The following is a 13,075-nucleotide window of genomic DNA, read 5'->3' as shown; positions in this document are numbered from 1 at the left end:
ATGTTCCGCCGTACGTTCTGGTTCACCGCCGGCGCAGCCGCCGGTGTCTGGGCCACCACCAAGGTCAACCGAAAGCTCAGGCAGCTGACCCCCGAGAGCCTCGCTGCGCGCGCCGCGGACAAGGCGATCGAGAGCGGTCACCGGCTCAAGGACTTCGCCCTCGACGTCCGCGACGGCATGGTCCGCCGCGAGGCCGAACTGGGCGAGGCGCTCGGCCTGGAGGCACCGGTCGACCCCGCACTCCCCGTACGGCGTCCCCACGCGGTGGAAGCGGCCGAGCCCGCTCCGGCCGCGGACGCCACCACCTACCGCAAGCTCCCCTACAACTCGTACAACCGGAATGAGGACCACTGATGGAGTCGGCTGAAATTCGTCGCCGCTGGCTGAGCTTCTTCGAGGAGCGCGGGCACACCGTCGTGCCTTCGGCGTCGCTCATCGCGGACGACCCGACTCTGCTGCTGGTCCCCGCGGGCATGGTCCCCTTCAAGCCGTACTTCCTCGGCGAGGTCAAGCCGCCCGCCGCCCGCGTCACCAGCGTGCAGAAGTGCGTGCGCACGCCGGACATCGAAGAGGTCGGCAAGACCACCCGGCACGGCACCTTCTTCCAGATGTGCGGGAACTTCTCGTTCGGCGACTACTTCAAGGAAGGCGCCATCAGCTACGCCTGGGAGGCTCTCACCACCTCCGTGGCGGACGGCGGCTTCGGTCTCGACCCCGAGCGTCTGTGGATCACGGTCTACCTCGACGACGACGAGGCCGAGCAGATCTGGCGCGACAAGATCGGCGTCCCGGCCGAGCGCATCCAGCGCCTCGGCAAGAAGGACAACTTCTGGTCCATGGGCGTCCCCGGCCCGTGCGGACCCTGCTCCGAGATCAACTACGACCGCGGCCCCGAGTTCGGCGTCGAAGGCGGTCCGGCCGTCAACGACGAGCGGTACGTGGAGATCTGGAACCTCGTCTTCATGCAGTACGAGCGGGGCGCCGGTGACGGCAAGGAGGACTTCCCGATCCTCGGCGACCTGCCGTCCAAGAACATCGACACCGGTCTCGGTCTCGAGCGCCTCGCGATGATCCTGCAGGGCGTCCAGAACATGTACGAGACCGACACCATGCGCGTCGTCATGGACCGGGCCACCGAGCTCACCGGCGTCCGCTACGGCGCCGAGCACGGTTCGGACGTCTCGCTGCGCGTCGTCGCCGACCACATCCGTACGTCCGTCATGCTCATCGGCGACGGCGTCACCCCCGGCAACGAGGGCCGCGGCTACGTGCTGCGCCGCATCATGCGCCGCGCCATCCGCAACATGCGTCTGATGGGCGCCACGGGCACGGTCGTCAAGGATCTGGTCGACGTCGTGATCAACACGATGGGGCAGCAGTACCCGGAGCTCGTCACCGACCGCAAGCGCATCGAGACCGTCGCCCTCGCCGAAGAGGCCGCCTTCCTCAAGGCACTCAAGGGCGGCACCAACATCCTCGACACCGCCGTCACCGAGACCAAGGCCGCCGGCGGCAAGGTCCTCCCCGGCGACAAGGCGTTCCTGCTCCACGACACCTGGGGCTTCCCGATCGACCTCACGCTGGAGATGGCCGCCGAACAGGGCCTCGCCGTGGACGAGGACGGTTTCCGCCGTCTGATGAAGGAGCAGCGGGACCGCGCCAAGGCCGATGCCCGGGCCAAGAAGACCGGCCACGCCGACCTGTCGGCCTACCGTGAGGTCGCCGACAGCGCCGGGGCCACCGACTTCACCGGCTACACGACGACCGAGGGCGAGTCGACCGTCGTCGGCCTCCTCGTCGACGGGGTCCCCTCGCCCGCCGCCTCCGAGGGTGACGAGATCGAGGTCATCCTCGACCGCACCCCGTTCTACGCCGAGGGCGGCGGCCAGCTCGCCGACCAGGGCCGGATCAGGACCGACACCGGTGCCGTGATCGACGTCCGCGACGTGCAGAAGCCCGTCCCCGGCGTGCACGTCCACAAGGGTGTCGTCCAGGTCGGCGAGGTGACGGTCGGAGCCTCTGTCCATGCCGCCATCGACCTGACCCGCCGCCGTGCCATCGCCCGTGCCCACAGCGCCACGCACCTCACGCACCAGGCGCTGCGCGACGCCCTCGGCCCGACTGCCGCCCAGGCCGGTTCGGAGAACTCGCCGGGCCGCTTCCGCTTCGACTTCGGATCGCCCGCCGCCGTCCCCGGCACGGTCCTCACCGACGTCGAGCAGAAGATCAACGAGGTCCTCTCGCGGGAGCTCGACGTCCAGGCCGAGGTGATGTCGATCGACGAGGCCAAGAAGCAGGGCGCCATCGCCGAGTTCGGCGAGAAGTACGGCGAGCGGGTCCGGGTCGTCACCATCGGCGACTTCTCCAAGGAGCTGTGCGGCGGTACGCACGTTCACAACACCGCCCAGCTGGGTCTGGTGAAGCTGCTCGGCGAGTCGTCCATCGGCTCCGGTGTGCGCCGCATCGAGGCCCTCGTGGGCGTCGACGCGTACAACTTCCTGGCCAAGGAGCACACGGTCGTCGCCCAGCTCCAGGAGCTGGTCAAGGGCCGTTCCGAGGAGCTGCCCGAGAAGATCTCGTCCATGCTCGGCAAGCTGAAGGACGCCGAGAAGGAGATCGAGAAGTTCCGCGCGGAGAAGGTCCTCCAGGCCGCCGCCGGGCTCGCCGATTCCGCCAAGGACGTACGCGGTGTCGCCCTGGTCACCGGTCAGGTGCCGGACGGCACCTCCGCCGACGACCTTCGCAGGCTGGTCCTCGACGTCCGTGGCCGCATCCAGGGCGGCCGTGCGGCCGTCGTGGCCCTCTTCACCACGGCCAACGGCCGCCCGCTGACCGTCATCGCCACCAACGAGGCCGCCCGTGAGCGTGGTCTCAAGGCCGGCGACCTGGTCCGCACGGCAGCCAAGACCCTCGGCGGCGGTGGCGGCGGCAAGCCGGACGTCGCCCAGGGCGGCGGTCAGAACCCGGCCGCCGTCGGCGAAGCCATCGCCGCCGTCGAACGCCTCGTCACCGAGACGGCGTGACGGGACGGATGACGCACATGCGCCGCGGACGTCGCCTCGCGATCGACGTCGGGGACGCCCGGATCGGGGTCGCCTCGTGCGACCCCGACGGGATCCTCGCCACGCCGGTGGAGACCGTGCCGGGACGCGACGTCCCGGCCGCCCACCGGCGGTTGGGACAGATCGTCGAGGAGTACGAGCCCATCGAGATCATCATCGGTCTGCCCCGGTCCCTGGGCGGCGGTGAAGGGCCTGCCGCGGCCAAGGTCCGGGCCTTCGCCCAGGAGGTCGCCCGCTCGGCCGCACCCATTCCGGTGCGATTGGTGGACGAGAGGATGACCACAGTGACGGCGAGCCAGGGGCTGCGTGCCTCGGGTGTGAAGTCCAAGAAGGGCCGGTCTGTCATCGACCAGGCTGCCGCTGTGGTGATCCTCCAGAACGCTCTGGAGTCGGAGCGGGCGTCAGGTAAAGCTCCGGGCGAAGGCGTCGAAGTGGTTGTCTGATCGCGATACGGTAACGTTCCGCGCGATGCGACGGTGTTCGAACAAACACTGCACAGCAAGAGGCGGAACCTGTCTCGCGGCTCTAGGGGATCGATGACTGAGTATGGCCGGGGCCCCGGCTCCGAACCGTGGCATCCCGAGGATCCCCTGTACGGGGACCAGGGATGGGGAGGTCAGCAGTCTGCCCACGGCCAGAACCAGTACGGCGGCCAGCAGCAGCCCCACCCGCAGGACCCCTACGGCCAGCAGCAGCCGCAGCAGACGTACCCCCAGCAGTACGGCTCCCCGCAGGATCCGTACGCGCAGGGGCCCTATGCGCAGCAGCCGCAGCAGCCGCATGACCCGTACGCACAGCAGGCTCCTCAGCAGTCGCACGATCCGTACGCACAGCAGGCCCCCCAGCAGGCGCAGTACGACGGCGGCTGGGGCACCGGCCAGCAGCCCGTCGCGATGCCGTACGACGGCCATCCGCAGGACCCGTACGGAAACCGGTCGGCGGGCTACGGCGCGGAGCAGGACTACTACGGCACCTCCGAGGCGTACCCGCCGCCGCAGCCCCCGGGCCGGCGCGAGGCCGCGGCGGAGCAGGCCCCGCCGCGGAACCCCGACTGGGACCCGGACGTGCCGGAGGAGGAGACGCACCCGTTCTTCACGGGCGTCGACGACGACCGGGCCGGCCGGAGCCCACGCGACGACGATGACGAGTACGACGACGACCCGCGCAGGGACGGTGGCAGCGAGCGCCGGGGCAAGGGCAAGAAGAAGGGCCGCAGCGGCTGTGCCTGCCTCGTCGTCTCCCTGGTCCTCGTCGGCGGACTCGGTGCGGCCGGCTATGCCGGATACACGTATTACCAGAAGCAATTCGGCCCCGCGCCCGACTACTCGGGCCAGGGCTCCGGCTCGGTCGAGGTCGAGATCCCGAAGGGCGCTCTCGGCAACGAGATCGGCAACATCCTGAAGGAGAAGGGCGTCGTCAAGAGCGTCGACGCCTTCATCTCGGCGCAGGTCGAGAACCCCAAGGGGAACTCGATCCAGGCGGGTGTCTATCTGCTCAAGAAGCAGATGTCCGCGGCCGAGGCCGTGAAGATGATGGTCGACCCCAAGAGCCAGAATCTGCTGATCATTCCTGAGGGCACGACCAACAGGAACGTCTACAAGCTGATCGACAAGAAGCTCGGGCTCAAGGCCGGCACCACCGGCGATGTCGCCAAGAAGAACGTCGGCAGTCTCGGGCTGCCGGACTGGGCCGAGGACGACCCGGTCGTCGACGACCGGTTGGAGGGCTTCCTCTACCCGGCGGCCTACCCGGTCACCAACGAGATGAAGCCCGAGGCCGTCCTCAAGAAGATGGTCTCCCGGGCCAACGAGGAGTACGACAAGGCCGACCTCGAGCCGAACGCCAAGAAGCTGGGCCTCAAGAGCCCCTGGCAGCTGATCACGGTCGCCAGCCTCGTGCAGGCAGAGGGCAAGTACAAGCGGGACTTCGACAAGGTCGCGCGGGTCGTCTACAACCGGCTCAAGCCGAACAACACCGAGACCTACGGGCTGCTCGACTTCGACTCCACGGTGAACTACGCCAAGGCGCAGAGCACACTGGACACGGGCCCGGTGTCGGACCTGCGGAAGTTCAAGGACCCGTACAACACGTACTACGTCCACGGTCTGCCGCCCGGTCCCATCAACAACCCCGGCGCGGCCGCTCTCCACTCGGCGATCAACCCCACTCCTGGGCCCTGGTACTACTTCGTGTCCGTGACCGAGGACAAGACGCTGTTCGCGACGACCAACGAAGAGCACGAGCGCAATCGCAAGAAGTACGAACAGGAGAAGTCGGGTCAGTGAGCACCATCCGCCGGGCAGCCGTCCTCGGCTCGCCCATCGCCCACTCGCTCTCCCCGGTCCTGCACCGTGCCGCGTACGACGAACTCGGCCTCGCCCACTGGTCGTACGACCGCTTCGACGTGGACGAGGCCGGGCTCCCCGGCTTCGTCGAAGGACTCGACGCCTCCTGGGCCGGCCTGTCACTGACCATGCCGCTGAAGCGCGCGATCATCCCGCTGCTCGACGCGGTCAGCGGGACCGCGGCGTCCGTCGAGGCCGTCAACACCGTGGTCTTCACCGAGGACGGCCGCCGCGTCGGCGACAACACCGACATCCCCGGCATGATCGCCGCGCTGCGTGAACGCGGCGTCGAGAAGACCGAATCCGCCGCCGTCCTCGGCGCCGGAGCCACCGCGTCCTCCGCGCTCGCCGCGCTGTCGGACATCTGCACGGGACCGGTCACCGCCTATGTACGCAGCCGCGAGCGCGGCGACGAGATGCGCGGCTGGGGCGAGCGGCTCGGTGTCGACGTACGGATCGCCGACTGGGCGGACGCGCAGCAGGCGCTGCACGCACCCCTGGTGATCGCCACCACGCCGGCCGGCGCCACGGACGCGCTCAGCGGTGCGGTGCCGGCGACTCCCGGCACGCTCTTCGATGTGCTGTACGAGCCCTGGCCGACCGGACTTGCCGCAGCCTGGTCCGCGCGGAGCGGGGCAGTCGTCGGAGGTCTCGACCTTCTGGTTCACCAGGCCGTTCTCCAGGTCGAGCAGATGACGGGTTGCTCGCCCGCCCCTCTCGCAGCCATGCGGCGGGCCGGCGAAGCGGCACTCGCCACCCGCTGACCCCACGCCCCGAAGGGCACCGATCCGTCCGTCAGCTGGACCGGCGGCCGGGTCGGGGGCCCGGGCGTGGGAGGATCGAGGCGGCGGGCCAGGGCCGCGCACCCGGTCGCGCCGTTGCAGTTCCAGGCGCGAGCATGAGGAGCACCGTTGAGCAGGTTGCGCTGGCTGACCGCGGGGGAGTCGCACGGCCCCGCACTCGTGGCGACGCTGGAGGGTCTTCCCGCCGGCGTCCCGATCACCACGGAGATGGTGGCGGACGCACTCGCCCGGCGGCGCCTCGGCTATGGCCGCGGGGCGCGTATGAAGTTCGAGAAGGACGAGGTCACCTTCCTGGGCGGGGTGCGCCACGGGCTCACCATGGGGTCCCCGGTCGCCGTGATGGTGGGCAACACCGAATGGCCGAAGTGGGAGCAGGTCATGTCGGCCGACCCGGTCGACCCCGACGAGCTGGCCGCCCTGGCCCGTAACGCCCCGCTGACCCGTCCCCGCCCCGGCCACGCCGACCTCGCGGGGATGCAGAAGTACGGCTTCGACGAGGCCCGGCCCGTCCTTGAGCGCGCCAGCGCCCGGGAGACCGCGGCCCGCGTGGCGCTCGGCGCCGTCGCGCGGTCGTACCTCAAGGAGACCGCGGGCATCGAGATCGTCAGCCATGTGGTCGAGCTGGCCGCGGCCAAGGCGCCCTACGGTGTCTACCCCACGCCCGCCGATGTCGAGAAGCTCGACGCCGACCCGGTGCGCTGCCTCGACGCCGCGGCGAGCAAGGAAATGGTCGCCGAGATCGACCAGGCCCACAAGGACGGCGACACCCTCGGCGGTGTGGTCGAGGTGCTGGCGTACGGGGTGCCGGTCGGCCTCGGCTCGCACGTGCACTGGGACCGCCGTCTCGACGCCCGCCTCGCCGCCGCCCTCATGGGCATCCAGGCCATCAAGGGTGTCGAGGTCGGCGACGGCTTCGACCTGGCCCGGGTCCCCGGTTCGAAGGCGCACGACGAGATCCTGGTCACCGAGGACGGCATCAAGCGTGCCTCCGGCCGGTCCGGGGGTACCGAGGGCGGTCTGACCACCGGTGAGCTGCTGCGGGTCCGCGCCGCGATGAAGCCCATCGCGACCGTGCCCCGCGCGCTCGCCACCGTCGACGTCGTCACCGGTGAGCCCGCCAAGGCCCACCACCAGCGCTCCGATGTCTGTGCCGTGCCGGCCGCCGGGATCGTCGCCGAGGCGATGGTCGCGCTGGTCCTGGCCGACGCCGTCGCGGAGAAGTTCGGCGGGGACAGCGTCCCCGAGACGCACCGCAACGTGCAGTCGTACCTCGACCACCTCCAGATCCGATGAGCGGCCCGCTGATCGTCCTCGTCGGCCCGATGGGCGTCGGCAAGTCCACGGTCGGCGAGCTGCTCGCCGACCGGCTCGGTACCACCTACCGGGACACCGACGCGGACGTCGTGGCCACGGCGGGCAAGCCGATCTCGGAGATCTTCTACGACGAGGGCGAGGAGCACTTCCGCGAGCTGGAGCGACAGGCGGTACACGTTGCGCTCGCCGAGCACACGGGCGTCCTCTCCCTCGGCGGCGGAGCCGTACTCGACGAGACGACCCGCACCCTGCTCACCGGCCACCCCGTCGTCTATCTGTCGATGGACGTGGAGGAGGCCGTCAAGCGGGTCGGGCTGAACACGGCGCGCCCGCTGCTCGCCGTCAACCCGCGCCGGCAGTGGCGTGAACTGATGGACGCCCGCCGCCATCTGTACACCGAAGTGGCACGGGCGACCGTCGCCACCGACGGGCGCACCCCCGAAGAGGTCGCCCAGGCGGTCCTCGACGCACTGGAACTGCCGGAGCGCGCGGGCGACCCCGCCGCGCCCGGCCGGGAGAACACACACATGACGGACCAGGCACCCACGCGCATCCAGATCGCCGGAAGCGCGGGCACCGACCCGTACGAGGTGCTGGTCGGCCGGCAGCTGCTCGGTGAGCTGCCCTCGCTCATCGGCGACCGCGCCCGGCGCGTCGCGGTCCTGCACCCCGAAGCGCTCGCCGAGACCGGTGACGCGGTCCGCCAGGACCTCGCCGACCAGGGCTACGAGGCGATCGCCATCCAGCTGCCGAACGCCGAGGAGGCCAAGACCGTCGAGGTCGCGGCGTACTGCTGGAAGGCACTCGGCCAGACCGGCTTCACGCGCACCGATGTCATCGTCGGTGTCGGCGGTGGCGCCACCACGGATGTGGCCGGGTTCGTCGCGGCCACCTGGCTGCGCGGAGTGCGCTGGATCGCCGTCCCGACGACGGTGCTCGCCATGGTCGACGCGGCCGTCGGCGGGAAGACCGGCATCAACACCGCCGAGGGCAAGAACCTCGTCGGCGCCTTCCACCCGCCGGCCGGGGTGCTCTGCGACCTCGCCGCCCTCGACTCGCTGCCCGTGAACGACTACGTCAGCGGCATGGCCGAGATCATCAAGGCCGGTTTCATCGCCGACCCGGCGATCCTCGACCTGATCGAGGCCGACCCGGAAGGCGCCCGTACGCCCGCCGGACCGCACACCGCCGAGCTGATCGAGCGCTCCATCCGGGTCAAGGCCGAGGTCGTCTCCAGCGACCTCAAGGAGTCCGGGCTCCGCGAGATCCTCAACTACGGTCACACCCTCGGCCACGCCATCGAGAAGAACGAGCGCTACAAGTGGCGCCACGGTGCGGCCGTCTCCATCGGTATGGTCTTCGCCGCCGAGCTGGGCCGGCTGGCCGGCCGGCTCGACGACGCCACCGCCGACCGGCACCGGGCGATCCTGGAGTCCGTCGGACTGCCGCTCACCTACCGGGGCGACCAGTGGCCCAAGCTGCTGGAGAACATGAAGGTCGACAAGAAGTCCCGCGGCGACCTGCTCCGCTTCGTCGTCCTCGACGGACTGGGCAAGCCCACCGTCCTGGAGGGCCCCGACCCGGCCGTGCTGCTCGCCGCGTACGGGGAGGTGTCGGCGTGACCCGCAGGGTCTTCGTGCTCAACGGGCCGAACCTCGGCCGGCTCGGCTCCCGCGAGCCCGACGTGTACGGAGCGACGTCGTACGCCGGACTCGTCGACACCTGTCAGGCGCTCGGCAAGGAGCTCGGCTTCGACGTCGACGTCCGGGAGACCAACGACGAGGGCGAGCTGATCCGCTGGCTGCACGAGGCCGCGGACGGTTCGGTCCCGGTCGTTCTCAACCCGGGGGCGTTCACCCACTACTCGTACGGAATGCGGGACGCGGCCGCCCAGCGCACCGCCCCGCTGATCGAGGTGCACATCTCGAACCCGTACGCACGGGAGGAATTCCGCCACCACTCCGTGGTCGCGCCGGTCGCCACGGGCACGGTGGCCGGATTCGGGATCGGCTCCTACCGGCTCGCACTCCGCGCCCTCGCGGACGAACTGACGAACTGACGGACTGACAGACCGGCGCACCGGACGGCCCACGGGCCGACGGGGCACTCCGTACCGTCCCCGGCCGTTGTCTCTACGGCGGCCGGGGACGGTACGGTTGCCGTTCCACCAGCGCCAGTTGCCTGTACGAGACGGAGTGGCACCGGATGCAGCACGCAGTGGGGGCCCCGCTGCCGCCGCCCGAAGGACCCGGAAACGGACCTGCCGGCTGGACGCACCAGGCCCAGCACCCCGGCCACCCCGGTCCACCGGGGCCACCGCCCCCTCCTGCGCCCCAGGGGCAGGGCTGGGCCGGGCCCGCCCCGCACCACGCCCCCGCCCCCGTGTCCCGGGAGACCACCGGGCACATCCAGCTGCCACCCGGCGGACCCGTCCCGCTGCCTGCGCCACCCACCGAACCCGGCACGGGCACGGCGACCCTCGCCGTTCTTCTGATCGGTCCCGCGGGCGCGGGCAAGACCACCGTGGCCAAGCTGTGGGCCAGCCGCCGCCGGGTCCCGACGGCACACGTCAGCCTCGACGACGTCCGCGAATGGGTCTGCTCCGGCTTCGCCGACCCGCAGGCCGGATGGAACGACCACTCGGAGGCCCAGTACCGTCTGGCCCGCCGCACCTGCGGCTTCGCCGCCCGCAACTTCCTGGCCAACGGCATCTCCTGCATCCTCGACGACGCGGTCTTCCCCGACCGCCCGGTCGTGGGCCTCGGCGGCTGGAAGCGCCATGTGGGCCCCGGTCTGCTGCCCGTGGTGCTGCTCCCCGGCCTGGAGATCGTGCTGGAGCGCAACGCCGCCCGCAGCGGCAACCGCCGCCTGTCGGACGAGGAGGTCGCCCGGATCCACGGCCGGATGGCGGGCTGGTACGGCTCGGGGCTGCCGATCATCGACAACTCCACGTACGACGTGGAGACCACGGCCCGCGTCCTCGACGACATTCTCGCCCGCTCCATAGCCAGTCCGCCCACATGGTGACGACGGTGACGACGGGGCGGACGGTGCCGCTCCCGCACGGCTGAGCCCTGCCCCGCCCCGGCGCTGCGGCCCGGCGGTCGCGGCCCCCCGGTCGGGTGCGCTGACCGCGCAGCCCCGGGCTCCCGCTCGTAGGCTCGGGGCATGTCAGAGGTGTACACCGTCCGCCGCGGGCTGCTGCGCGACCGGTGCGCCGCCGTCGGATCCGCGGCCGCTCTCGTCTCCCGCCCCGCCAACGTCCGCTACCTCGCCGGTGGCGCGCCCCCGGGCGCCGTGCTGCTGCTCGGCCCCGTGGAGGACGTCCTGCTGTGCCCCCGCGCGCCGACCGGCGATCCTGTCCAGGGGCACACCGATGACCAGCTGCGGCTGGCCCTGCTGCCCGCCGCCGACGGCGATCCGGTGGTCGCCGCCGCCGACCTGGCCGTCTCCTCCGGCGCGGAATCGCTCGCCGTCGAGGAACACGATCTGACGGTGTCCCGTCACAGAGCCATGCACGCGGTCGCCCCGCGGCTCCGGCTGGCCGACCTCGGCGCCACGGTGGAGCAGCTGCGCATCGTCAAGGACGAGGAGGAGATCGCCTGCCTGCGGATCGCCGCCGAGATCACCGACCAGGCGCTCGGGGAACTCCTCGAGTCGATCCTCGTCGGCCGCACCGAACGGCATCTCGCCCTGGAACTGGAACGTCGGCTGGTGGACCACGGCGCCGACGGACCCGCCTTCTCGACCTCCGTCGCCACCGGACCCAACTCGGGCCAGGGCCGTCACCGGCCGTCGGACCGGCGCGTGGAGGAGGGAGATTTCCTCTCCGTCTGCCTCGGCGCGAACTATCGCGGCTACCGGTGCGAGATCGGCCGCACGTTCGTCATCGGGACCGCGCCGGCCTCCTGGCAGATCGACCTGTACGACCTGGTTTTCGCCGCTCAGCGGGCCGGACGCGAGGCATTGCTGCCCGGCACCGCGTACCGCGATGTGGACCACGCGGCCCGTCATCTCCTGGACTCCGCGGGCCACGGCGAGTGCCTCGCACCCTGGACCGGGCACGGCGTGGGGCTCGAAATCGACGAGGACCCGCAGCTGGCACCGGCAGCCATGGGTAAACTGGACGCTTGTGTGCCGGTCACCGTCGAACCGGGGGTCCACCTCCCGGGCCGGGGCGGGGTCCGGATCGATGACACGCTCGTCGTGCGCCCCGAGGCGGACGGCGGACCCGAGCTACTCACCATTACGACCAAGGAGCTGCTCGCGCTCTAGCGCGCATCCTTGGTCGTCCACCAGCTTCAGTCCAGGAGATTCCGCAACCGTGGCTTCCACGAACGACCTCAAGAACGGCCTGGTGCTCAAGCTCGACGGAGGCCAGCTCTGGTCCGTCGTCGAGTTCCAGCACGTCAAGCCCGGCAAGGGCCCGGCTTTCGTGCGCACCAAGCTCAAGAACGTGCTGTCCGGCAAGGTCGTCGACAAGACGTTCAACGCCGGCGTGAAGGTCGAGACGGCCACCATTGACCGCCGCGACATGCAGTTCTCGTACATGGACGGCGAGTACTTCGTCTTCATGGACATGGACACCTACGACCAGCTCATGGTCGACCGCAAGGCTGTCGGCGACGCCGCCAACTTCCTGATCGAGGGCTTCACCGCCTCCGTGGCCCAGCACGAGGGCGAGGTCCTCTACGTCGAGCTGCCGGCCGCCGTCGAGCTGACCATCCAGCACACCGACCCGGGCGTGCAGGGCGACCGCTCCACCGGCGGCACCAAGCCCGCCACGCTGGAGACCGGTTACGAGATCGGCGTCCCGCTCTTCATCACCACGGGTGAGAAGATCAAGGTCGACACCCGCACGGGCGACTACCTCGGCCGGGTGAACAGCTAACCGTGGCTGCTCGGAACACGGCCCGCAAGCGAGCCTTCCAGATCCTCTTCGAGGCCGACCAGCGCGGTGAGTCCGTGCAGACGGTCCTCGCGGACTGGGTGCGGCTCTCGCGGTCCGACACCCGTCAGCCGCCCGTCACCGAGTACACGATGGAGCTCGTCGAGGGGTACGCGCAGTACGCCGACCGGATCGACGACCTCATCATCACCTACGCCGTGGACTGGGAGATCGACCGCATGCCGGTCGTCGACCGGAACATCCTGCGGCTCGGTGCGTACGAGCTGATCTGGGTGGACGGGACGCCGGACGCGGTGGTGATCGACGAGGCGGTCCAGCTCGCCAAGGAGTTCTCCACCGACGATTCCCCGTCCTTCGTGAACGGCCTGCTGGCCCGTTTCAAGGACCTCAAGCCGAACCTGCGCCGGGAGGCCTAGCCTCCGGCGGCGTTCAGCCCACGAAGGGCCCACGGTCGTGTGACCGTGGGCCCTTCGGCGTGCGGGGGTTGGGCGCCGGGGATGTCGCGCCCCGGTCCGGGGCTGGGGTTCCGTCCTCAATCGCCGGACGGGCTTGGGGTGTCCGTCCCGGCGCGGTTCTCCGGGGGTGCGGTCGCCTTGGTTCGGGGGGTGGTGGTTCGGGGCCCCTCCGGGGTGTCTCCTCGAA

Annotated in this window: 12 protein-coding genes; all 12 read left to right on the top strand. The window is 70.6% G+C overall.

The window, feature by feature from the left end; genetic code table 11:
- Nucleotides 1–354, top strand: a complete 354-nt coding sequence (locus LRD69_RS03740) for a DUF6167 family protein (protein WP_277325112.1) — start codon at nucleotides 1–3, stop codon at nucleotides 352–354.
- Nucleotides 354–3,023, top strand: coding sequence for an alanine--tRNA ligase (gene alaS / locus LRD69_RS03735; RefSeq protein WP_277325111.1), 2,670 nt, complete (start codon nucleotides 354–356; stop codon nucleotides 3,021–3,023). Before LRD69_RS03740 ends, alaS begins: the two co-directional genes overlap by 1 nt.
- An 8-nt stretch (nucleotides 3,024–3,031) precedes the next feature.
- Nucleotides 3,032–3,505, top strand: coding sequence for a Holliday junction resolvase RuvX (gene ruvX, locus LRD69_RS03730; protein WP_277329612.1), 474 nt, complete (start codon nucleotides 3,032–3,034; stop codon nucleotides 3,503–3,505).
- A 93-nt stretch (nucleotides 3,506–3,598) separates the two neighbouring features.
- Entirely contained in the window at nucleotides 3,599–5,347 is a 1,749-nt protein-coding gene (mltG, locus tag LRD69_RS03725; protein ID WP_277325110.1) for an endolytic transglycosylase MltG, read from the top strand.
- Nucleotides 5,344–6,171, top strand: a complete 828-nt coding sequence (locus LRD69_RS03720; protein ID WP_277325109.1) for a shikimate dehydrogenase — start codon at nucleotides 5,344–5,346, stop codon at nucleotides 6,169–6,171. Before mltG ends, LRD69_RS03720 begins: the two co-directional genes overlap by 4 nt.
- A gap of 147 nt (nucleotides 6,172–6,318) precedes the next feature.
- A complete protein-coding gene (gene aroC / locus LRD69_RS03715; protein WP_277325108.1) occupies nucleotides 6,319–7,503 on the top strand; it encodes a chorismate synthase in 1,185 nt (394 codons plus the stop codon).
- Nucleotides 7,500–9,146, top strand: a complete 1,647-nt coding sequence (gene aroB / locus LRD69_RS03710) for a 3-dehydroquinate synthase (protein WP_277325107.1) — start codon at nucleotides 7,500–7,502, stop codon at nucleotides 9,144–9,146. The genes aroC and aroB overlap by 4 nt, the downstream gene beginning before the upstream one ends.
- Complete coding sequence (gene aroQ / locus LRD69_RS03705) at nucleotides 9,143–9,583, top strand: type II 3-dehydroquinate dehydratase (protein WP_277325106.1); 441 nt, start codon at nucleotides 9,143–9,145, stop codon at nucleotides 9,581–9,583. The genes aroB and aroQ overlap by 4 nt, the downstream gene beginning before the upstream one ends.
- A gap of 146 nt (nucleotides 9,584–9,729) precedes the next feature.
- Nucleotides 9,730–10,551 carry a Pro-rich N-terminal domain-containing protein gene (locus tag LRD69_RS03700; protein ID WP_277325105.1) on the top strand — a complete coding sequence of 274 codons (822 nt, stop codon included), beginning with the start codon at nucleotides 9,730–9,732 and terminating at the stop codon, nucleotides 10,549–10,551.
- 141 nt (nucleotides 10,552–10,692) lie between these two features.
- On the top strand, nucleotides 10,693–11,799 hold the full coding sequence (locus LRD69_RS03695; protein ID WP_277325104.1) for a M24 family metallopeptidase: 1,107 nt from the start codon (nucleotides 10,693–10,695) through the stop codon (nucleotides 11,797–11,799).
- A gap of 49 nt (nucleotides 11,800–11,848) precedes the next feature.
- Nucleotides 11,849–12,415 (top strand): elongation factor P, encoded by a 567-nt coding sequence (gene efp, locus LRD69_RS03690; protein ID WP_030918902.1) that lies wholly within the window; start codon nucleotides 11,849–11,851, stop codon nucleotides 12,413–12,415.
- Between the two features lie 2 nt (nucleotides 12,416–12,417).
- Nucleotides 12,418–12,849, top strand: coding sequence for a transcription antitermination factor NusB (gene nusB, locus LRD69_RS03685; RefSeq protein WP_030918905.1), 432 nt, complete (start codon nucleotides 12,418–12,420; stop codon nucleotides 12,847–12,849).
- Nucleotides 12,850–13,075 lie beyond the last annotated feature (226 nt).

The sequence above is a fragment of the Streptomyces sp. JH14 genome, from assembly GCF_029428675.1.
Taxonomy (GTDB): domain Bacteria; phylum Actinomycetota; class Actinomycetes; order Streptomycetales; family Streptomycetaceae; genus Streptomyces.
The sequence above is the reverse complement of the archived record's forward strand: the minus strand, read 5'-3'. Positions and strand labels throughout refer to the sequence as shown.

Excerpts from the sequence above, each read along its gene's own strand:
- LRD69_RS03695 (WP_277325104.1), top strand. The coding sequence starts at position 10,693 with ATGTCAGAGGTGTACACCGTCCGCCGCGGGCTGCTGCGCGACCGGTGC.
- mltG (WP_277325110.1), top strand. The coding sequence starts at position 3,599 with ATGACTGAGTATGGCCGGGGCCCCGGCTCCGAACCGTGGCATCCCGAG.
- LRD69_RS03700 (WP_277325105.1), top strand. The coding sequence starts at position 9,730 with ATGCAGCACGCAGTGGGGGCCCCGCTGCCGCCGCCCGAAGGACCCGGA.
- aroB (WP_277325107.1), top strand. The coding sequence starts at position 7,500 with ATGAGCGGCCCGCTGATCGTCCTCGTCGGCCCGATGGGCGTCGGCAAG.
- ruvX (WP_277329612.1), top strand. The coding sequence starts at position 3,032 with ATGACGCACATGCGCCGCGGACGTCGCCTCGCGATCGACGTCGGGGAC.
- LRD69_RS03740 (WP_277325112.1), top strand. The coding sequence starts at position 1 with ATGTTCCGCCGTACGTTCTGGTTCACCGCCGGCGCAGCCGCCGGTGTC.
- alaS (WP_277325111.1), top strand. The coding sequence starts at position 354 with ATGGAGTCGGCTGAAATTCGTCGCCGCTGGCTGAGCTTCTTCGAGGAG.